This window comes from Pseudomonas sp. P4_C1, from assembly GCF_056402155.1.
In genome coordinates, this window is sequence record NZ_JBFUHY010000067.1 from 1 (window position 1) to 18,478 (window position 18,478).

Genomic DNA, 18,478 nt, shown 5'->3' on the forward strand with positions numbered 1-18,478 from the left:
TGATATAGGGGGCTGGGGTGATATAGGGGGCTGGGGCTTCATTATCGAGTATTTCCAGTGATTTCAGGTCGAGCCGTAGCGGCGACATTTGCTCGCGGTACAACAAGTGGAGGACGTTTTCGATTACCCGGTTCATTCGCAGAGAGTGATCTTGAATAATCTGCGTCAGACGTCGATCGACGCCTTTCAGTTCCTTGGGTGCGTGCGATAGTCCTCAATCGGCCGTCATTTCGGGTGACGTATCAGCGGCCTCTGGAACCCTTGTCTTGCTCGAGATGAGCCTGGCTGCAATACCATTGTTGGTCGTGACTCAGCGCGCGGTCACGGGGTAGGTGAACGCCGCAATGGGCACAACGGACCATGGGCGCCGCTTCCCGTTCGGCAGGGGGCTTGGGGGTGGATGCCTGCCCCTTGAACTTGCGCCAGAACCATACTGCAGCGGCAATCAGGGCAACCCAGAACAATAAACGAAGCATGGTGTGCTGCTTTTTGATAGATGAAGCGGCAGTTTAGCCAAGGACCTGACAGCCGCACAGTGTAATAAAGCGCTGAAATAAAAAAGGGAGACTCGAAAGTCTCCCTTTTTGCACAACCCGAGGTGTCAGTCGAACACGCCGAAAGTCATGTAGCTGAACCACGAGCGGTCGCTGTTGTTGCCTTGCGCTTCGTGATTTTCTTCTTCGACCGCGTCGCCATTGTCGTCTTTAGGCTTGAGCTCGGCCGGGATTGCGTCCTTGGCGTCCTGGAATTGCCTCTGGACGTCCTGGTTGGCGCGGGTTTCACCCGGTGGCAGCGGCGGACGCGACTCGATCAGGCCCAGAGTCGCCTTGCTCAGCCACGAACGGTTGTCGGCTTCGGCCACGGTCGGCACGAACTGACCGTCCACCAGCGTCGGGTGGTTCGGGTAGTTGAGCTTCAGGGTTTCCAGGCTGGTAGCCGCCAGTTCGTCCAGATGCAGGCGCTGGTAGGCCTCGGTCATCACCGCCAGGCCGTCGCCGACCGAAGGGGTTTCCTGGAAGTTTTCCACCACGTAACGACCGCGGTTCGCGGCGGCGACATAGGCCTGGCGGGTCAGGTAGTAGTCGGCCACGTGAATTTCGTAGGCCGCCAGCAGGTTGCGCAGATAAATCATGCGCTGCTTGGCGTCTGGCGCGTAGCGGCTGTTCGGGAAGCGGCTGGTCAGCTGGGCGAACTCGTTATAGGAGTCGCGGGCGGCGCCCGGGTCACGCTTGGTCATGTCCAGTGGCAGGAAGCGCGCCAGCAGGCCGACGTCCTGATCGAAAGAAGTCAGGCCCTTGAGGTAGTAGGCGTAATCGACGTTCGGATGCTGTGGGTGCAGACGAATGAAGCGTTCCGCAGCGGACTTGGCCGCTTCTGGCTCGGTGTTCTTGTAGTTGGCGTAGATGAGTTCGAGTTGCGCCTGGTCGGCATAGCGACCGAACGGATAACGCGATTCCAGAGCCTTCAGCTTGGCGATGGCACTGGTGTAGCTACTGTTGTCCAGGTCGTTTTGAGCCTGTTGGTACAGCTCGACTTCACTGAGGTTTTCGTCTACGACTTCCTTCGATGAGCAAGCAGCGGTCAATGCGAGGATGGCGATCAGCAGCAGGTGTTTCACTTGCATGGCGGCTTGCGTCCCTATGACGGCCGCTGTCTTGGGCGTGGCCGTCCTGTTATGATGAACGCCCCGTTGAATAGCCTCGGGGCAAAAGACGCCGTATTTAACCACAAGCGCGCAGCCGAAACCAAAGGCTGTGCCGACGCCTAGTCTGAGCATGTCCGATAAAATTGAACTTCGCGCAGAGGTGCCGTCCGAATTGGGCGGCCAACGCCTCGATCAAGTCGCCGCACAATTATTCGCTGAGCACTCGCGCTCGCGCCTTTCCGCCTGGATCAAAGACGGCCGCCTGACTGTGGATGGGGCGGTTATCCGCCCGCGAGACATCGTCCATGGCGGCGCCATCCTTGAGTTGACTGCCGAGCAGGAAGCTCAGGGCGAATGGGTCGCTCAAGACATTGCCCTGGACATCGTCTACGAAGACGACGACATCCTGGTGATCAACAAACCTGCGGGCCTGGTGGTACACCCGGCTGCCGGTCATGCCGATGGCACCCTGCTCAACGCCTTGCTGCACCACGTGCCGGACATCATCAATGTGCCGCGCGCCGGTATCGTGCATCGCCTGGACAAGGACACCACCGGTCTGATGGTGGTGGCCAAGACCATTCAAGCGCAGACGCAGTTGGTGACACAGTTGCAGAGCCGCAGCGTCAGCCGGATCTACGAGTGCATCGTGATCGGTGTGGTGACAGCCGGAGGCAAGATCAATGCGCCGATCGGTCGTCACGGCCAGCAGCGCCAGCGCATGGCCGTGATGGAAGGTGGCAAGCAGGCCGTCAGCCATTACCGCGTGCTCGAGCGTTTCCGCTCCCACACCCATGTGCGGGTGAAGCTGGAAACCGGTCGTACGCACCAGATTCGCGTACACATGGCGCACATCAACTACCCGTTGGTCGGAGATCCCGCCTACGGTGGTCGTTTCCGTATTCCGCCGGCCGCCAACCCAACCATGGTCGAATCCCTGAAAAACTTCCCGCGTCAGGCGCTGCATGCGCGTTTCCTGGAGCTGGATCATCCGACCACCGGTCAGCGCATGAGCTGGGAATCGCCGTTGCCGGAAGATTTCGTCTGGCTGCTGACCCTGCTCAAGCAAGACCGCGAGGCGTTCATCGGATGAGTGACTGGCTGATTCCTGACTGGCCCGCGCCGGCCGGGGTCAAAGCCTGCGTGACCACCCGTGCGGGCGGCGTCAGTGTGGCGCCGTTCGACAGCCTCAACCTCGGCGATCACGTCGACGACAGCCCTGAAGCTGTTGCCGAGAATCGCCGTCGTCTTACCGATCATTTCTCCATTCAACCGGCCTGGCTGCAGCAGGTCCACGGCATTGTCGTGGCCCATGCTGATCCTGACCGGGTGGATACGGCTGATGCCAGTTGGACATCAACTCCGGGCGTCGCCTGCGCTGCGATGACCGCCGATTGCCTGCCTGCGCTGTTTTGCGACCGTGCCGGTACCCGTGTCGCTGCGGCCCATGCTGGTTGGCGCGGGCTGGCGGCGGGCGTGCTGGAAGCCACCCTCGACAGTCTGGCGGTACCGCCTGCCGAGGTATTGGTCTGGCTTGGCCCGGCCATCGGCCCGCAAGCCTTTGAAGTCGGCCCTGAAGTGCGCGAAACCTTCGTGCAGCAGTTGCCGCAAGCAGCAGAGGCCTTTGTACCGAGCCAAAACCCCGGCAAGTTCATGGCCGACATCTATAGGCTTGCGCGTCTGCGTCTGGCGGCTCGCGGGGTTACTGCGGTCTACGGCGGCGGGTTCTGCACAGTCACCGATCCGCGCTTCTTCTCTTACCGGCGAAATCCTCGTACCGGTCGATTTGCTTCCTTGATCTGGCTCGAACGCTAGACTTCCCTGACCTGCATCAACGTTCCGACGCTTGAAACTCCCAGAATCGACCACATCTATTGTGCTATCTGGCAGGTTTCTTCATTCAGGATGTTTTATCGGTCCGGCCTGCTCAATAGGAAGGTGACCCATGCGTATAGACCGTTTAACCAGCAAATTGCAGTTAGCGTTGTCCGATGCCCAATCCCTGGCTGTCGGCCACGATCATCCGGCCATCGAGCCTGCGCACTTGATGCAAGCCTTGCTCGAACAGCAGGGCGGCTCGATCAAGCCCCTGCTGATGCAGGTGGGCTTCGACGTCAACAGCCTGCGTAAAGAGTTGACCAAAGAGCTCGACCAGCTACCGAAAATCCAGAACCCGACCGGCGACGTGAACATGTCGCAGGATCTGGCGCGCCTGCTCAATCAGGCCGATCGTCTGGCCCAGCAGAAGGGCGACCAGTTCATCTCCAGCGAACTGGTGCTGCTCGCCGCCATGGACGAGAACAGCAAGCTCGGAAAACTGTTGCTCGGTCAGGGCGTGAGCAAGAAAGCCCTGGAAAACGCGATCAACAACCTGCGTGGTGGCGAGGCCGTCAATGACCCGAACCACGAGGAAGCGCGGCAGGCGCTGGATAAATACACCGTCGACCTGACCAAGCGCGCCGAAGACGGCAAGCTCGATCCGGTGATCGGCCGAGACGATGAAATTCGCCGGACCATCCAGGTCCTGCAGCGCCGTACCAAGAACAACCCGGTGCTGATCGGTGAGCCAGGCGTGGGTAAAACCGCCATCGCCGAAGGCCTGGCCCAGCGCATCATCAATGGTGAAGTGCCGGACGGCCTCAAGGGCAAGCGCCTGTTGTCCCTGGACATGGGGGCGCTGATTGCCGGTGCCAAGTATCGCGGTGAGTTCGAAGAGCGGCTAAAGGCCTTGCTCAATGAACTGTCGAAGCAGGAAGGGCAGATCATCCTGTTCATCGACGAGTTGCATACCATGGTCGGCGCCGGTAAAGGCGAAGGCTCGATGGATGCGGGCAACATGCTCAAGCCGGCCCTGGCCCGTGGTGAGCTGCACTGCGTGGGCGCCACCACGCTCAACGAGTACCGCCAATACATAGAGAAGGACGCCGCTCTCGAGCGACGTTTCCAGAAAGTGCTGGTGGACGAGCCGAGCGAAGAAGACACCATCGCCATCCTGCGTGGCCTCAAAGAGCGTTATGAGGTTCACCACAAGGTGGCGATCACTGACGGCGCGATCATTGCCGCGGCCAAGCTCAGCCATCGCTACATCACTGACCGGCAGTTGCCGGACAAGGCCATCGACCTGATCGACGAGGCCGCCAGCCGCATCCGCATGGAAATCGACTCCAAGCCGGAAGTGCTGGACCGTCTGGAGCGCCGCCTGATTCAGCTGAAGGTGGAATCCCAGGCGCTGAAGAAAGAAAGCGACGACGCGGCGAAGAAGCGTCTGGAAAAATTGCAGGAAGAAATCGCTCGGCATGAGCGTGAGTACTCCGATCTCGAAGAAATCTGGAACTCGGAAAAAGCCGAGGTTCAGGGTTCTGCGCAAATCCAGCAGAAGATCGAACAGTCCCGCCAGGAACTGGAAGCCGCTCGCCGTAAAGGCGACCTGAACCGCATGGCGGAGTTGCAGTACGGGGTGATCCCGGATCTGGAACGCAGCCTGCAAATGGTCGACCAGCATGGCAAACCCGAAAACCAGTTGCTGCGCAGCAAGGTGACTGAAGAGGAGATCGCCGAAGTCGTGTCGAAGTGGACCGGTATCCCGGTGTCGAAGATGCTCGAAGGCGAGCGCGAAAAACTGATGAAGATGGAAAGCCTGTTGCACCAGCGTGTGATCGGCCAGGACGAAGCGGTTGTGGCGGTTTCCAACGCGGTGCGGCGTTCCCGCGCCGGGTTGTCCGACCCGAACCGGCCAAGCGGCTCGTTCATGTTCCTCGGCCCGACCGGTGTCGGTAAAACCGAGCTGTGCAAGGCGTTGGCCGAGTTCCTCTTCGATACTGAAGAGGCGATGGTGCGGATCGACATGTCCGAGTTCATGGAGAAACATTCCGTGGCTCGCTTGATCGGTGCGCCACCAGGCTACGTGGGCTACGAAGAGGGCGGTTACCTGACCGAGGCGGTGCGTCGCAAGCCGTATTCGGTGATCCTCATGGACGAAGTCGAGAAGGCGCACCCGGATGTGTTCAACATCTTGCTGCAAGTGCTCGAGGATGGTCGTCTGACCGACAGCCATGGCCGCACGGTGGACTTCAAGAACACCGTGATTGTCATGACGTCCAACCTGGGGTCGGTACAGATCCAGGAACTGGTCGGTGACCGTGAGGCGCAGCGCGCGGCGGTGATGGATGCGATTTCCACCCACTTCCGGCCGGAGTTCATCAACCGGGTCGATGAAGTGGTGATCTTCGAGCCGTTGGCTCGGGATCAGATCGCCGGCATTACCGAGATTCAGCTGGGCCGTCTGCGCAGCCGCCTGACCGAGCGCGAGCTGAAGCTTGAGCTCAGCCCTGAGGCGATGGACAAGCTGATCGCGGTCGGTTACGACCCGGTGTACGGCGCACGGCCACTCAAGCGCGCTATCCAGCGCTGGATCGAGAACCCGCTGGCGCAGCTGATCCTGTCCGGTCGATTCATGCCGGGCGATACCGCTCACGGCGTGGTGGAAAACGACGAAATCGTCTTCGTCTGATCCATAACGGCGGCAAAATTGAAAAGGCCTCGCATAACGAGGCCTTTTTTTCGTTAGGCTGTTGAACTCAAAGGAAAAGGCTTGTAAAGTGCGCMCCGCAGTCAGTCACCCGCCAGGGTTTCCGCTCCCCAAGCAGGAATCCAAAATAAGTTGAAAATCATTAACTTGAAAGCAATTTAGGGGGTTGACAGAGGTGCTGAAGATTGTAGAATAGCGCGCCTCAGACACACGAACGCAGCGATGCGAACGGGTTGAAGAGAACGCAGTAAAGCTTCAATGTTGTAAATTGAAATGTGTAGTTCCGTGATAGCTCAGTCGGTAGAGCAAATGACTGTTAATCATTGGGTCCCAGGTTCGAGTCCTGGTCACGGAGCCAATTTCAAACCGGGGTATAGCGCAGTCCGGTAGCGCGCCTGCTTTGGGAGCAGGATGTCAGGAGTTCGAATCCCCTTACCCCGACCATTTTTGGGTCGTTAGCTCAGTTGGTAGAGCAGTTGGCTTTTAACCAATTGGTCGTAGGTTCGAATCCCACACGACCCACCATTTTTGAAACCAGGTAACACTGGAATCGAATCTCAAGATCAGACGCCAAAAGCTCTGTTCGCAGAAGGCGCCTCTTAAAGGTGCCTTTTTTTTACCGGGGTATAGCGCAGTCCGGTAGCGCGCCTGCTTTGGGAGCAGGATGTCAGGAGTTCGAATCCCCTTACCCCGACCATATTAAAAATCCTCGTATCGAAAGATACGGGGATTTTTTTTGTCTGCGAAAATCTTGGACGTGTCGCAAAACCCTGTGGGAGCGAGCTTGCTCGCGATGACGGTGTATCAGGCGACATTGATATCGACTGAAAGGACGCCATCGTCGGAACGCCGCCCGGAGCAAGCTCGCTCCCACAGTTTTATATCAGTGCAGCTTCAGCCGTGGCTCAGTCCCGCGCCCGATCTTGCTGCCCAGCATCAGCATCGCCGTGCGGAACGGCCCGTACAGCGCCATCTGGTGCATGCGGTACAGCGACACGTAGAACATCCGCGCCAGCCAGCCTTCGAGCATCACGCTGCCGGTGAGGTTGCCCATCAAGTTACCCACAGCCGAAAAACGCGACAGCGAGATCAGCGAGCCGTAGTCGGTGTACTTGTACTCCGGCAGTGCCTTGCCTTCGATGCGCAGTTTCAGCGATTTGGCCAGCAACGAAGCCTGTTGGTGCGCGGCCTGCGCCCGTGGCGGTACATTGCGATCGGTGCCCGGCTGCGGGCAGGCCGCGCAGTCGCCGAAGGCGAAGATGTTCTCGTCGCGGGTGGTTTGCAGGGTCGGCAGCACTTGCAGCTGGTTGATGCGATTGGTTTCCAGACCGTCGATGTCCTTGAGGAAACCCGGCGCCCGAATCCCGGCGGCCCAGACCTTGAGGCTGGCATTGATCACTTTGCCGTCGGCGGTGATCAGGCTATCGGCGGTCACTTCACTGACGGCCGCATTGGTCATGACGTTGACCCCGAGTTTCTCCAGGGTTTTATGCACAGGGCCGCCGATCCGTTCCGGCAGCGCCGGCAGCACCCGTGGTCCGGCTTCGATCAGGGTGATGTGCATGTTTTCCGGTTTGATCCGGTCCAGACCATAGGCCGCCAATTCATGGGCGGCGTTGTGCAGTTCAGCGGCCAGTTCGACCCCGGTGGCACCGGCGCCGACGATGGCCACGCTGATTTGCTCGACTTTGTCGGTCTGACCGGCGTGGGCGCGCAAGTAGTGATTGAGCAGTTGCTGGTGGAAACGCTCGGCCTGTTTACGAGTGTCGAGGAACAGGCAGTGTTGCGCCGCGCCCTGGGTGCCGAAATCGTTGGTGGTGCTGCCGACGGAGATCACCAGCGAGTCGTAAGGCACTTCACGGGCCGGCACCAGCTCCACACCGGCTTCGTCATAGGTGGCGGCCAGCTGGATTTTCTTCTGCGCACGATCGAGCCCGCTCATGCGCCCCAGCTGGAACTCGAAGTGGTTCCATTTGGCCTGGGCGACATAGTTGAGTTCATCTTCGGAAGAGTTCAGGGAACCGGCCGCCACTTCGTGCAACAACGGTTTCCAGATGTGGGTCAGGTTCGCGTCGACCAGCATCACGCTGGCTATGCCGCGCTTGCCCAGAGTCTTACCCAGACGGGTAGCCAACTCCAGACCGCCGGCGCCGCCGCCGACAATGACAATACGATGGGACATGGGGATAACTCGCAAGGCTAAAGGAAATCGGTACGGTTACCCAAGCGAGCGCAAGGCGGCTCATAGCGTCAGGTAACTGATAAGTCGGCTCAACAAGCCCAGACCAATGGTCACTGCCAAGACCAGTACAAGGAGCATCCACGGCCGGAAAGGCCGGCGCTCGACTTGGTGCTGGGACAACTGCAGGTACTCTTCGACATGCTTTTGGTCGTCGGGGTTCAGGCGGCTGGTCATATCGGGCCTCGTCAGGGGTAGACGTTGCTGAATGTGTGGAAGCTACAGGGAAATTATTCAGCTGTGAACGAAGCTTAGCTGCTGACCGGGGAAAGGCTCGAGGCTCACAGGCTGATCCCGACGTCGAACACAATGCTGCGTCCCAGGTTGCTGCGCAGGAAATCCGGCGCATCCGGGTGAGCGAACAGCACGCGGGCGAAGGTCGGCCCGACCAGCGACAGCGAACGCCAGCCCTGGCGCAGGTATTCGGTCGGTGGCGGGAAATGGCTGTTGAGGTCCAGCACTTCGCGTTTGAGGCTGGCGAAGGCAATGATGTCCAACTCACCCAGATCCATGCCGCGCTCTTTGTAGTTGTGCGCTTTTTTGCGCAAGGTCGGCGCCAATCGCAGCAAGAACTCGTTGGCGGGGATACGTCGTGGCTTGGCCTCGCGGCGCACCAGTTGGCTCAGGGAAAACGCGCTGCGCCGGCGTTGCAGTTCGTCGCGCCATTCATCGTTGAGGCGCCGGCCCTCGTCGAGCACGAAGAACACCTCGAAACTGGCATCGCGAAACAACACATCCGGCGGCTCCCCTGCGGGGGCGAACTCATCGGCGCGATAGGGAATGTTCAAGCCTTGCAGCAGGCGCTGGCACACCCAACGCTCACGCTCCCATTTGCGGGCGTTGGACAGGAACGCGTTGGCTTGCTCGGCCGCGATGGTCAGCAGGCGTAAATAATCTGAGTCATCCATAGGCCCAAGCTTAGCGTTCAAATGTGATCGCAAAGAAGACAATTTGTCGCAGAGGCTCGATACCTCCCGTTCCCATGCCCGTTTCAGGGCTCTGCACAAAACGGATAGTGATCTGCGCGCACTGGCTATTGCCACATATCGGGCGCCTCTACCCTCGGCTGTACGGACGTAAGCCGTGATACCGACGCTCTAAAAAAACAACAACAAGAGATATATGCCATGCGCAAGATCGACGTACATGAGGTTATCGACAACGCTCGTTTCAACCGCTTTCACTGGATGGTGCTGTTCTGGTGTGCCCTGATCATCATCTTCGACGGTTACGATCTGGTGATCTACGGCGTGGTCTTGCCGATGCTGATGAAAGAGTGGGGGCTCAGTCCTTTGCAAGCGGGTGCACTGGGCAGCTATGCACTGTTCGGCATGATGTTTGGCGCGCTGTTCTTCGGTCCGCTGTCGGACAGAATCGGCCGCAAGAAGGCCATCACGATCTGCGTGATGCTTTTCAGTGGCTTCACCGTGCTCAATGGTTTCGCCCGCAACCCCACCGAGTTCGGCCTCTGTCGCTTCATTGCCGGGCTCGGCATTGGCGGCGTGATGCCTAACGTCGTGGCGCTGATGAACGAGTACGCGCCGAAAAAAATCCGCAGCACGCTGGTCGCGATCATGTTCAGCGGTTACTCGGTGGGCGGCATGCTGTCCGCCGGGCTGGGCATTGTGCTGATCCCGATTTTTGGATGGCAGTCGGTGTTTTACGTGGCGGTCCTGCCGTTGCTGTTGTTGCCGCTGATCATGTATTTCCTGCCCGAATCGGTGGGCTTCATGTTGCGTCAGGGGCGCAATGAAGAGGCGCGCAATATTCTCCAGCGGATTGATCCGGCCTACGTCTCGCAAGCGTCCGATCAATTGCACATGACCGAAGTGAAAGGCACGGGCACTCCGGTGTTGCAGTTGTTCCGTGAAGGCCGTGCGCTACGCACGCTGATGCTGTGGCTGGCGTTTTTCTGCTGTCTGTTGATGGTGTACGCGCTGAGTTCCTGGCTGCCGAAACTGATGGCCAACGCCGGTTACAGCCTGGGTTCGAGCCTGTCGTTCCTGCTGGTGCTGAACTTCGGGGCGATCTTCGGCGCGGTTGGTGGCGGGGTGCTGGGCGACAAACTCAATCTGCCGAAAGTGCTGTCGGTGTTTTTCGCCATGGCGGCGGTGTCGATCACTCTGTTGGGCTTCAACAGCCCGATGCCGGTGTTGTACCTGCTGATCGCCATTGCGGGTGCCACCACCATTGGCTCGCAGATTCTCTTGTACGCCTGCGCTGCGCAGTTTTATTCAATGACGATTCGTTCTACCGGCCTGGGCTGGGCGTCGGGCATCGGGCGCAACGGGGCCATCGTCGGTCCGCTGCTGGGTGGTGCCTTGCTCGGGATCAGCTTGCCCCTGCAACTGAACTTCATGGCGTTTGCTTTGCCCGGTGCGGTGGCGGCCCTGGCCATGACCGTGTTCGCCATCAGCAGCCGACGCAGCGCTGCCGGCCTCAACCCAGCGTTGTCAGCGACCGGTGCCTGAATCATGAAAGCGTTTTTCCAGGACTTCTCGTTGTCAGCCGCCGTGGCTGGATTCATCGCCACGGTGATTTCCTATGCGGGCCCGTTGGTGATCATCTTTCAGGCGGCCGAAGCGGCGCATCTTTCGCGGGAAGTGTTGTCGTCCTGGATCTGGGCGATCTCCATTGGCAGCGCCGTGCTCGGTATCGGTTTGAGCCTGCGCTACCGCGTTCCGGTGATCATCGCCTGGTCGGCGCCTGGCTCGGCATTGCTGGTGACGCTGTTGCCGGACATCTCCCTGGCAGAGGCGGTGGGGGCTTATCTGGTCAGCAGCCTGATCATTTTCGTGGTTGGCATCTCGGGGGCTTTCGACCGGATCATCAGCAAGCTGCCCGCCGCCATCGCGGCGGCGATGCTGGCGGGGATCCTGTTCAGTTTCGGCACCGGGTTGTTCGTGTCGATGCAGCACAAGCCGTTGCTGGTCCTTGCAATGTTTGCCTGCTACCTGATCTGCAAGCGTGTGATGCCGCGTTATGCGGTGATGATGGTGCTGCTGGTGGGCTGTTCGATTGCCGCGTTCACCGGTGATTTGCATTGTGAAGCGCTGGTGATCGGTCTGGCCACGCCGATGTGGATCACGCCCGAGTTCAGCCTGGGCGCGATCCTGAACATCGCCTTGCCGCTGGTGATGGTGGCGCTGACCGGTCAGTTCGTGCCCGGCATGGCGGTGCTGCGCGCCAGCGGATATCCAACGCCGGCGAGCCCGATCATCGCCAGTAGCGCGCTGGGCACGGCATTGCTGGCGCCGTTTGGTTGCCATGGACTGAATCTGGCGGCGATCACCGCGGCGATCTGCACCGGTCGCGAAGCCCACGAAGATCCTCGCAAGCGCTACGTGGCCGGGGTCGTCGGCGGCCTTTGCTACCTGCTGTTGGGGATCTTTGGCGCCACGCTGGTCTCGCTGTTTTCAGCGTTCCCCAAAGAGTTGATCGCGGCGCTGGCCGGGCTGGCCCTGTTTGCCGCCATTGCCGGTGCGTTGACGGGAGCGATGGCGGTGCCGAGCGATCGTGAAGCCGCGCTGGTGACCTTTCTGGTCACGGCTTCTGGCATGTCGTTGTTCGGTTTGTCCGCGGCGTTCTGGGGGCTGATTTTCGGCATGGTCACCCATGTGCTGTTGAGCGCCCGTCGTTCCGTTCCCCGTCGCAAATCCACTGCAACTGAAGTCCTTCAACCAGTCGATCAATAACAATAAGAGAAAAACGATGAAACAGATTCTCCCAACAACCGGTTCAGCGTTGTCCCTGGCTGTCGTCTCGAGTTTTTCCACGGGCACGATGGCGGCTGAAACCGGCTTTGTCGAAGACGCCACCGCGACGTTGCAAGCGCGCAATTACTACTTCAGCCGCGACTATTCCGACATCGTCGGTGCCAATCAGCAATCGAAGGCTGAAGAGTGGGCCCAGGGTTTCATTCTCAATGTGAAGTCAGGTTACACCCAAGGCACCGTCGGCTTTGGTGTGGATGTCATCGGCTTGCTCGGCCTCAAGCTCGACAGCGCCCCGGACCGGGTCAATACCGGTTTGCTGCCGGTGCAGGGCGACGGCCGCGCGGCGAACGATTACAGCCGTCTGGAAGGCGCGTTGAAGATGCGTTACTCAAAGACCGAGCTGAAAGTCGGTGAGTTGCAACCCAATTTGCCGGTGCTGGTGTTCAGCGATATTCGTTTGCTGCCGCCGAGTTATCAGGGCGTAAGCATCACCTCCAACGAGATCAATGGCCTGACCCTGCAGGGCGGTCACTTGAGTTCGACCAGCCTGCGCAACGAGGCCGGCGACGAAAAGATGCAAGCCATGCTCGGTCATGTGCCGCAGCGCCAGGTCAGCAGTGACGGTTTCAACTTTGCCGGCGCCGATTATGCCTTCAACGACAAACGCAGCTCGGTCAGTGCCTGGTACGGGCAACTGGAAGACATCTATAACCAGCGCTTTCTGGGCCTCAAGCACAGCGAACCGGTGGGCGACTGGATCCTCGGCGCCAATCTCGGTTACTTCGATTCCCGCGAGGATGGCAAAAAGCTGTTGGGCAATATCGACAACCAGGCGTTCTTCTCGTTGCTGTCGGCCAAGCGTGGCGGTCATACGTTTTACGTCGGCTATCAGGGCATGTTCGGTGACAGTGCGTTCCCACGGGTGTTTGCCAACATCTCGCCGCTGGGCAACGAAGTGCCGACCTACGAGTTCGCCTTCACCGATGAACGTTCCTGGCAGGCGCGCTACGACTACGACTTCGCGGCGCTCGGCGTACCGGGGCTGACCAGTACCGTGCGCTACATCAGCGGCAACAATGTCGATACCGGAAAGGGTTTCGAAGGCAAGGATCGCGAGCGTGACCTGGACATCGGCTATGTGTTGCAGAGCGGCAGCCTCAAAGGTTTGGGCATTCGCGTGCGCAATGCGATGGCGCGCTCAAACTACCGCAGTGATATCGACGAGAACCGCTTGATCCTCAGCTACACGTGGACCGTGCTATGAGCCATTGATCACAGGTTGCTGGTGCAATCACCCATGACGTTGTAGGTCACGCGGTGGGTCTGGCCCTGATGATCGACATACACCATGGTCGCCGGTACAACCCCGCACGCGGTCGCGGTGTCCGACACAGAAACCACCTTGGCGATGTCCAGTGGCTGCGCCGGGTTGTACAGGACTGCGAGGGGCTCGTTGTCAGCGGCCATGGCTGAGGTGGCGATGACGGTCAGCAACAGGCTGATCAACGTTTTCATGTTGGCGTGCTCCGTGTCGGTTCTGATGTCTGAATTTTAGTCTTTGCCACCGACGGATAAAGGGGCGAACGGCGGATGCAGCCTTACATAAAACGTAACAGTCATCGCCCGAGGGGGGCTTATGGATGTGCTTAACAACTTGCGCGTGTTCATCCGGGTGGTGGACTGCGCCAGTTTCACCGGGGCTGCCGATGCGCTGGATCTGTCGACCGCGCAGGTATCCCGATTGGTGGCGGATCTGGAGGAACATGTACAGGCGCGTCTGCTGCAACGCACCACGCGGCGCTTGAGCCTGACCGACGCCGGCGAGCGCTTCCTGCTGCGCAGCCGGCAAATCGTCGAAGCCATGGATGAGGCGACGGCCGAGGCCCGTGGCGCTCATATCAAGCCGGCCGGACGCCTGCGGGTGCACAGCATGAACGGCCTGGGTGTGCTGCTCACGCCGTTGATCGCCCGCTACAGCGAGCTTTATCCCGATGTGGTGTTCGAGCTGACCTTGTCGCAGCGCAATCCCGAGCCCCTGGAGGAGGGGCACGATGTGGTGATTTCGATCGCTCCGGAACTTGCCGACTCGCAAATGGTTGCGCAGGCCGTCGGGCAGATCTACAGCGTGCCCTGTGCCTCCCCGGCTTACTTGCACCGCCGGGGCGTGCCGCAGCAGCCGCTGGCGCTGAGCGATCATCAATGTCTGCGCATGCTCGACCCCTTGTACGGCGATCAATGGCTTTTCCAGGATGAGCACGGCGAGCACACCGTCAGCCCGGCCAAGACATTTCAGTGCAATGTTGCCGAGTCGATGGTCAAGGCTTCGGAGGCGGGTATGGGCATCAGCCTGCTGCCGTTCTACACCGCGACGCGGCCCTTGAGCGACGGCACTTTGCTGCGCGTGTTACCTGCATGGCGCCTGCGCGAACGCAATGTGTATGCGCTGTATCCTTCGCGACGCTTTCTCGATGCCAAGGTCCGCACCTGGGTGGACTTTCTCAAGTCCGAGCTACCGAAGCTGTTCGCCGAACATGACGCGGTGATGAACGATCCGCGGCATTGGGCTTGAAGTCGAAGGGCAGGCGAGCGGCGGTGTAGACTGAGTGTCTGTTGTTCTTCGCCTGGGAGACGCGCGTAGCCATGATCGGTGCAGAGTTGCTGTCATCGCAAACCCTTGCGGTCGGCTGGCTGATCTATGTGCCGGTGTTGATCTGGGCGATCTGTCGCGCGCCGTGGGTTGAGCTGTTCACCGACAGCCGTCGTCAGCATCTGCTGTTTGGAACGGTGTTTGCGCTGTTTCTGTTGTGGTTGGTGCGGCGGGACTTCGATACCGGCGTGTCTTATCACTTTATTGGCATGACGGCGGTGACCCTGCTGCTGGACTGGCCGCTGGCGCTGGTTGGCGGCCTGGTGGCGCAAACGGGGCTGGTGTTGCTCGGTCGACAGGACCTGGTGGCGGTCGGAGTCAATGGCGCGCTGTTGATTGCGCTGCCGGTGCTGGTCACCGAGTGCTGCGCCATTCTGGTGGAGCGCGCGCAGCCGCGAAATCCCTTCGTGTATATCTTCGTTTCCGGATTCTTTGCCGCCGCGCTGTCGGCGTTGCTATGCCTGCTGCTGGCGCTTTGGTTGTTATGGTTCGACGAGCGTTTTGCCATGCCGTACTGGCTGGAGGATTTTGTCGGATATCTGTGGCTGATCATTTTTCCCGAAGCGTTTATCAACGGCATGATCGTCAGTGCGCTGGTGGTGTTTTGTCCGGAATGGCTGGAGACGTTCAACCGCACCCGTTACCTCTCGGCACCCTGGAAAGACGACGATCCCAAGCCTTGATGCGGATCAAAGCCTGAAATCGCCGCGGTCGGAATCAATGACGCGGGTCGAAGTCGCCGCTGAACATCTCGTCCTCGGCATCGGGAGGCACTGGAATCTTGTGCTCTTCGGACGCCCAGGCGCCCAGGTCGATCAGTTTGCAGCGGTCGGAGCAGAATGGCCGGAATTTGCTCTCGGCGGTCCATTCCACGGGGGCGCCACAGGTTGGGCATTCGACAGTTGTTGGTTGGCTCATGACTGGCCTCCACGCAAAGAAAGATAAAAGTGATGCAGGCGTTCGACCTCGCTGTGCAGCCAGGCAAGGTCGCGGTCATTGACCACGACGTCGTCGGCATGGCTCACGCGATCCTGGCGGCTGGACTGGGCCTTGAGGATCGCCTGGACTTGCTGTTCGCTGGTCTGGTCACGTTGCAGGGTGCGTTCGATCTGCAATTGTTCGGGGGCATCGATCACCAGCACCCGTTGGGTCATGGCGTATTGCCCGGACTCGATCAGCAGTGGCGAAACCAGAATCGCATAAGGCGATTTTGCCAGCGCCAGGTGGTGAGCGATCTCCTCGCCGATCAGCGGATGCAGGAGGGCCTCCAGCCAGCGGCGTTCTTCAGGCACTTCGAAGATCAGTTTGCGTAGCGCGGCGCGGTCCAGTTGCCCGTCGGCCTGCAACACGCGGGGGCCGAAGTGCTCGGCGATTTGTGCCAATGCCGGACGGCCGGGTTCCACTACCCAGCGAGCGGCATGATCGGCGTCGACCACATGCACGCCCAGATCGATGAAGTGTTGGGCGGCCGCGCTTTTTCCGCTGCCGATGCCGCCGGTCAGGCCGAGAATCCAGGGTTTTTCCACAGGGCTATTCATTTCAAACCGACAGACTGCCAATAGAGGTCGGTTATTTGACCACCCCAGAGCAACGCAATCCAGCCGGCAATGGCCAGATAGGGACCGAAAGGGATTGGCGTCGAGGTTTTTGCATGGCGCCAGCGCAGCAGCATCAGCCCGATAATGGCACCCACCAGCGAGGACAGCAGGATGGTCAGCGGCAAAATCTGCCAGCCACCCCAAGCGCCCAGCATCGCCAGCAGCTTGAAATCTCCGTAGCCCATGCCGTCCTTGCCCGTGATCAGCTTGAACAGCCAGAACACCGACCACAGCAGGCTGTAACCGGCGATCGCTCCCCAAAGCGCCTCGTGCAACGACACGAACAGGCCGAAACTGTTGACGATCAACCCCAGCCATATCAACGGCAGCACCAGTACGTCCGGCAATATCTGATGTTCGGCGTCGATCAGGCTCATCGCCAGTAAACCCCAGCTCAGGATCAGCATCAGGCCGGCCGGCCAACCGAAGCCGAAGTGCCAGGCAACAAACGCCGACAACAGCCCGCAGGCCAGTTCGGTCAACGGATAGCGCGGGCTGATTGCTGCCGCACAGGCTGAACAGCGGCCGCGCAAAAACACATAACTGAGCAGCGGGATGTTTTCCCAGGCGCGGATTCGGTGACCGCAGTGCGGGCACTGGGAGTGGGGCAGCAACAGGTTGTAGGTCGGTAGTGGCGTTTCGCCAGGCAGCCCGAGAATGTCATGGGCCTGCTCACGCCAGTCGCGTTCGAGCATTTTCGGCAGGCGCCAGATCACGACATTGAGGAAGCTGCCGACCAGCAGGCCAATGAGGCCTGCGAGAAGGACAAAGGCCAGCGCAGAGTGAATCAGAATTTCATTCAAGGGCATGTCAGATCGCTGAGCCAAGTTGGAAGATGGGCAGGTACATGGCAACTACCAGTCCACCGACGATAACACCCAGCACCACCATGATGAACGGCTCCATCAGGCTGGTGAGGTTATCGACCATGTTATCGACGTTGTCTTCGTAGAACCCCGCGACTTTGTCGAGCATGGCGTCCAGGGTGCCAGACTCTTCGCCGATGGCAGTCATTTGTATCGCCATGTTCGGAAAGACGCCGCAGGTACGCATGGCGAAATGCAATTGCATGCCGGTCGAGATGTCCTGCCGGATGCGCAATACCGCGCGCTTGAACACGACATTGCCGGTCGCGCCGGCCACTGATTCCAGGGCCTCCACCAGCGGCACGCCGGCAGCGAAAGTGGTCGACAGTGTACGGGCGAACCGGGCCACGGCGGACTTGTGCATCAGGGTGCCCACCAGCGGCAGTTTCAGCAGCCAGGTGTCCATCCGGTCACGCAATGCCTTGGATGTCCTGAGGGCGTGGCGCACGCCGAAGGCCATGGTGATCAGCGCGCCAAGGACCACCCACCACCAGGCCTGCATGAATTGCGACAGGCCAATGACCATCACGGTGAAGGCCGGCAGTTCGGCGCCAAAGCCTTTGAACACGGATTCGAACTGCGGCACGACATTGACCAGCAGAATCCCGGTGACAATCGCCGCGACGAACACCACCACCAGCGGGTAGGTCATGGCTTTCCTGATCCTGGCCTTGAGGCTTTCGCTTTTTTCCTTGTAGGTCGCGACCCGCTCCAAAAGGGTGTCGAGGGCACCGGCCTGCTCGCCGGCATCCACCAGGTTGCAATACAGCTCATCGAAATACCGGGGCTTCTTGCGCAGGGCGGCGGCGAAGCTGCTGCCTGCCGCAACTTCCTGTTTCAGTTCATCCACCAGCTTGCGCATGGCCGGATTGTCGAAGCCTTCGCCGATGATGTCGAACGACTGCAGCAACGGCACGCCGGCCTTCATCATCGTTGCCATTTGCCGGGTGAACAGGGCAATGTCATGGGCCTTGATGCGCTTGCCCATGTTGAAAACCGAAGGGTTTTTTTTGCGGACCTTACCCGGACTGATGCCTTGCTTGCGCAGTTTCGCCTTGATCAGCGCCGGGTTTTGAGCGCTGAGCTCGCCGGTCACTTTTGTGCCTTTGCGGTCGATGCCTTCCCATGCATACACGCTGATTTTCGCTGCCTTGACCGCCATGTTCAGTCCTGGGTAATCCGGTTGAGTTGCTCTTATAGCCTAGTCAAACGACGGAGCCAAACCAGCAAGGGTGAGGT

At 59.8% G+C, this 18,478-nt stretch carries 18 protein-coding genes, 4 tRNA genes and 1 pseudogene; 12 read left to right on the plus strand and 11 right to left on the minus strand.

The features are described 5' to 3' along the window. The 3 genes and pseudogenes from AC1DU9_RS23895 to AC1DU9_RS23905 form a co-directional block, all read right to left on the minus strand. Positions 1 to 196 (minus strand): annotated as a pseudogene (locus tag AC1DU9_RS23895) (hypothetical protein); the annotation flags it as partial. Positions 197 to 242: 46 nt separating this feature from the next. Further along, positions 243 to 476 carry a PP0621 family protein gene (locus AC1DU9_RS23900; protein WP_223463684.1) on the minus strand — a complete coding sequence of 78 codons (234 nt, stop codon included), beginning with the start codon at positions 474 to 476 and terminating at the stop codon, positions 243 to 245. 125 nt (positions 477 to 601) lie between these two features. Next, positions 602 to 1,624, minus strand: a complete 1,023-nt coding sequence (locus AC1DU9_RS23905; protein WP_223463683.1) for an outer membrane protein assembly factor BamD — start codon at positions 1,622 to 1,624, stop codon at positions 602 to 604. Between the two features lie 151 nt (positions 1,625 to 1,775). On the opposite strand from AC1DU9_RS23905, the gene rluD reads away from it, so the two are divergent. The 7 genes from rluD to AC1DU9_RS23940 all read left to right on the plus strand — a co-directional run bounded on the left by rluD (position 1,776) and on the right by AC1DU9_RS23940 (position 6,870). Next, complete coding sequence (rluD, locus tag AC1DU9_RS23910) at positions 1,776 to 2,738, plus strand: 23S rRNA pseudouridine(1911/1915/1917) synthase RluD (RefSeq protein ID WP_008052092.1); 963 nt, start codon at positions 1,776 to 1,778, stop codon at positions 2,736 to 2,738. After that, positions 2,735 to 3,460 carry a peptidoglycan editing factor PgeF gene (gene pgeF, locus AC1DU9_RS23915; protein WP_223463681.1) on the plus strand — a complete coding sequence of 242 codons (726 nt, stop codon included), beginning with the start codon at positions 2,735 to 2,737 and terminating at the stop codon, positions 3,458 to 3,460. The genes rluD and pgeF overlap by 4 nt, the downstream gene beginning before the upstream one ends. A 130-nt stretch (positions 3,461 to 3,590) precedes the next feature. Beyond that, positions 3,591 to 6,155: an ATP-dependent chaperone ClpB gene (clpB, locus tag AC1DU9_RS23920; protein WP_223463680.1), complete on the plus strand. Its 2,565-nt coding sequence runs from the start codon at positions 3,591 to 3,593 to the stop codon at positions 6,153 to 6,155. Between the two features lie 300 nt (positions 6,156 to 6,455). Beyond that, positions 6,456 to 6,531 (plus strand) — tRNA-Asn (locus tag AC1DU9_RS23925). 9 nt (positions 6,532 to 6,540) lie between these two features. Continuing rightward, positions 6,541 to 6,617: transfer RNA gene (locus AC1DU9_RS23930), tRNA-Pro, on the plus strand. A 5-nt stretch (positions 6,618 to 6,622) separates the two neighbouring features. Next, positions 6,623 to 6,698, plus strand: a tRNA-Lys gene (locus AC1DU9_RS23935). A gap of 95 nt (positions 6,699 to 6,793) precedes the next feature. Further along, positions 6,794 to 6,870: transfer RNA gene (locus AC1DU9_RS23940), tRNA-Pro, on the plus strand. A gap of 186 nt (positions 6,871 to 7,056) precedes the next feature. Here AC1DU9_RS23940 and AC1DU9_RS23945 read toward each other — a convergent pair. The 3 genes from AC1DU9_RS23945 to AC1DU9_RS23955 all read right to left on the minus strand — a co-directional run bounded on the left by AC1DU9_RS23945 (position 7,057) and on the right by AC1DU9_RS23955 (position 9,320). Continuing rightward, the gene (locus AC1DU9_RS23945; protein WP_223463679.1) at positions 7,057 to 8,355 is read right to left on the minus strand and encodes an NAD(P)/FAD-dependent oxidoreductase; all 1,299 of its coding nucleotides are present in this window, start codon (positions 8,353 to 8,355) and stop codon (positions 7,057 to 7,059) included. 60 nt (positions 8,356 to 8,415) lie between these two features. After that, entirely contained in the window at positions 8,416 to 8,589 is a 174-nt protein-coding gene (locus AC1DU9_RS23950; protein WP_007970531.1) for a DUF3094 domain-containing protein, read from the minus strand. A 104-nt stretch (positions 8,590 to 8,693) separates the two neighbouring features. After that, entirely contained in the window at positions 8,694 to 9,320 is a 627-nt protein-coding gene (locus AC1DU9_RS23955) for a DUF1780 domain-containing protein (protein ID WP_007970534.1), read from the minus strand. Between the two features lie 219 nt (positions 9,321 to 9,539). On the opposite strand from AC1DU9_RS23955, the gene AC1DU9_RS23960 reads away from it, so the two are divergent. Genes AC1DU9_RS23960 through AC1DU9_RS23970 form a run of 3 tightly spaced genes read left to right on the plus strand, consistent with a single transcriptional unit; the run spans position 9,540 to position 13,392 of the window. Next, entirely contained in the window at positions 9,540 to 10,883 is a 1,344-nt protein-coding gene (locus AC1DU9_RS23960) for an aromatic acid/H+ symport family MFS transporter (RefSeq protein WP_223463678.1), read from the plus strand. A gap of 3 nt (positions 10,884 to 10,886) precedes the next feature. Beyond that, positions 10,887 to 12,107: a benzoate/H(+) symporter BenE family transporter gene (locus AC1DU9_RS23965; RefSeq protein WP_223463677.1), complete on the plus strand. Its 1,221-nt coding sequence runs from the start codon at positions 10,887 to 10,889 to the stop codon at positions 12,105 to 12,107. A gap of 16 nt (positions 12,108 to 12,123) precedes the next feature. Next, entirely contained in the window at positions 12,124 to 13,392 is a 1,269-nt protein-coding gene (locus AC1DU9_RS23970) for an OprD family porin (protein ID WP_223463676.1), read from the plus strand. Between the two features lie 8 nt (positions 13,393 to 13,400). Here AC1DU9_RS23970 and AC1DU9_RS23975 read toward each other — a convergent pair whose 3' ends face one another. Beyond that, a complete protein-coding gene (locus AC1DU9_RS23975) occupies positions 13,401 to 13,643 on the minus strand; it encodes a DUF2790 domain-containing protein (RefSeq protein WP_223463675.1) in 243 nt (80 codons plus the stop codon). A 121-nt stretch (positions 13,644 to 13,764) separates the two neighbouring features. Here AC1DU9_RS23975 and AC1DU9_RS23980 point away from each other — a divergent pair, with 121 nt between their 5' ends. Both AC1DU9_RS23980 and AC1DU9_RS23985 read left to right on the plus strand, forming a co-directional pair. Beyond that, a complete protein-coding gene (locus AC1DU9_RS23980) occupies positions 13,765 to 14,697 on the plus strand; it encodes a LysR family transcriptional regulator (protein ID WP_223463674.1) in 933 nt (310 codons plus the stop codon). 71 nt (positions 14,698 to 14,768) lie between these two features. After that, positions 14,769 to 15,458 (plus strand): energy-coupling factor ABC transporter permease, encoded by a 690-nt coding sequence (locus AC1DU9_RS23985; protein ID WP_223463686.1) that lies wholly within the window; start codon positions 14,769 to 14,771, stop codon positions 15,456 to 15,458. A 34-nt stretch (positions 15,459 to 15,492) separates the two neighbouring features. Here the strand turns inward: AC1DU9_RS23985 and yacG are convergent, their stop codons facing one another. From yacG to AC1DU9_RS24005, 4 genes are read right to left on the minus strand one after another with little or no spacing between them, the layout of a single operon-like run. Next, positions 15,493 to 15,693, minus strand: coding sequence for a DNA gyrase inhibitor YacG (gene yacG / locus AC1DU9_RS23990; protein ID WP_218432541.1), 201 nt, complete (start codon positions 15,691 to 15,693; stop codon positions 15,493 to 15,495). Further along, complete coding sequence (gene coaE / locus AC1DU9_RS23995; RefSeq protein WP_223463673.1) at positions 15,690 to 16,313, minus strand: dephospho-CoA kinase; 624 nt, start codon at positions 16,311 to 16,313, stop codon at positions 15,690 to 15,692. Before coaE ends, yacG begins: the two co-directional genes overlap by 4 nt. Continuing rightward, the gene (locus AC1DU9_RS24000) at positions 16,310 to 17,182 is read right to left on the minus strand and encodes a prepilin peptidase (protein WP_223463672.1); all 873 of its coding nucleotides are present in this window, start codon (positions 17,180 to 17,182) and stop codon (positions 16,310 to 16,312) included. The genes coaE and AC1DU9_RS24000 overlap by 4 nt, the downstream gene beginning before the upstream one ends. Position 17,183: 1 nt before the next feature. Beyond that, a complete protein-coding gene (locus AC1DU9_RS24005; RefSeq protein ID WP_223463671.1) occupies positions 17,184 to 18,401 on the minus strand; it encodes a type II secretion system F family protein in 1,218 nt (405 codons plus the stop codon). Positions 18,402 to 18,478: the final 77 nt, after the last annotated feature.

What these genes read in the sequence shown, in the direction of transcription:
- AC1DU9_RS24000 (WP_223463672.1), bottom strand. Translation starts at nt 17,182, where the DNA reads ATGCCCTTGAATGAAATTCTGATTCACTCTGCGCTGGCCTTTGTCCTT.
- AC1DU9_RS23980 (WP_223463674.1), top strand. Translation starts at nt 13,765, where the DNA reads ATGGATGTGCTTAACAACTTGCGCGTGTTCATCCGGGTGGTGGACTGC.
- AC1DU9_RS23960 (WP_223463678.1), top strand. Translation starts at nt 9,540, where the DNA reads ATGCGCAAGATCGACGTACATGAGGTTATCGACAACGCTCGTTTCAAC.
- yacG (WP_218432541.1), bottom strand. Translation starts at nt 15,693, where the DNA reads ATGAGCCAACCAACAACTGTCGAATGCCCAACCTGTGGCGCCCCCGTG.
- AC1DU9_RS23905 (WP_223463683.1), bottom strand. Translation starts at nt 1,624, where the DNA reads ATGCAAGTGAAACACCTGCTGCTGATCGCCATCCTCGCATTGACCGCT.
- AC1DU9_RS23900 (WP_223463684.1), bottom strand. Translation starts at nt 476, where the DNA reads ATGCTTCGTTTATTGTTCTGGGTTGCCCTGATTGCCGCTGCAGTATGG.
- AC1DU9_RS23985 (WP_223463686.1), top strand. Translation starts at nt 14,769, where the DNA reads ATGATCGGTGCAGAGTTGCTGTCATCGCAAACCCTTGCGGTCGGCTGG.
- AC1DU9_RS23970 (WP_223463676.1), top strand. Translation starts at nt 12,124, where the DNA reads ATGAAACAGATTCTCCCAACAACCGGTTCAGCGTTGTCCCTGGCTGTC.
- coaE (WP_223463673.1), bottom strand. Translation starts at nt 16,313, where the DNA reads ATGAATAGCCCTGTGGAAAAACCCTGGATTCTCGGCCTGACCGGCGGC.
- AC1DU9_RS23955 (WP_007970534.1), bottom strand. Translation starts at nt 9,320, where the DNA reads ATGGATGACTCAGATTATTTACGCCTGCTGACCATCGCGGCCGAGCAA.
- AC1DU9_RS23975 (WP_223463675.1), bottom strand. Translation starts at nt 13,643, where the DNA reads ATGAAAACGTTGATCAGCCTGTTGCTGACCGTCATCGCCACCTCAGCC.
- clpB (WP_223463680.1), top strand. Translation starts at nt 3,591, where the DNA reads ATGCGTATAGACCGTTTAACCAGCAAATTGCAGTTAGCGTTGTCCGAT.
- AC1DU9_RS23965 (WP_223463677.1), top strand. Translation starts at nt 10,887, where the DNA reads ATGAAAGCGTTTTTCCAGGACTTCTCGTTGTCAGCCGCCGTGGCTGGA.
- AC1DU9_RS23945 (WP_223463679.1), bottom strand. Translation starts at nt 8,355, where the DNA reads ATGTCCCATCGTATTGTCATTGTCGGCGGCGGCGCCGGCGGTCTGGAG.
- rluD (WP_008052092.1), top strand. Translation starts at nt 1,776, where the DNA reads ATGTCCGATAAAATTGAACTTCGCGCAGAGGTGCCGTCCGAATTGGGC.
- AC1DU9_RS24005 (WP_223463671.1), bottom strand. Translation starts at nt 18,401, where the DNA reads ATGGCGGTCAAGGCAGCGAAAATCAGCGTGTATGCATGGGAAGGCATC.
- AC1DU9_RS23950 (WP_007970531.1), bottom strand. Translation starts at nt 8,589, where the DNA reads ATGACCAGCCGCCTGAACCCCGACGACCAAAAGCATGTCGAAGAGTAC.
- pgeF (WP_223463681.1), top strand. Translation starts at nt 2,735, where the DNA reads ATGAGTGACTGGCTGATTCCTGACTGGCCCGCGCCGGCCGGGGTCAAA.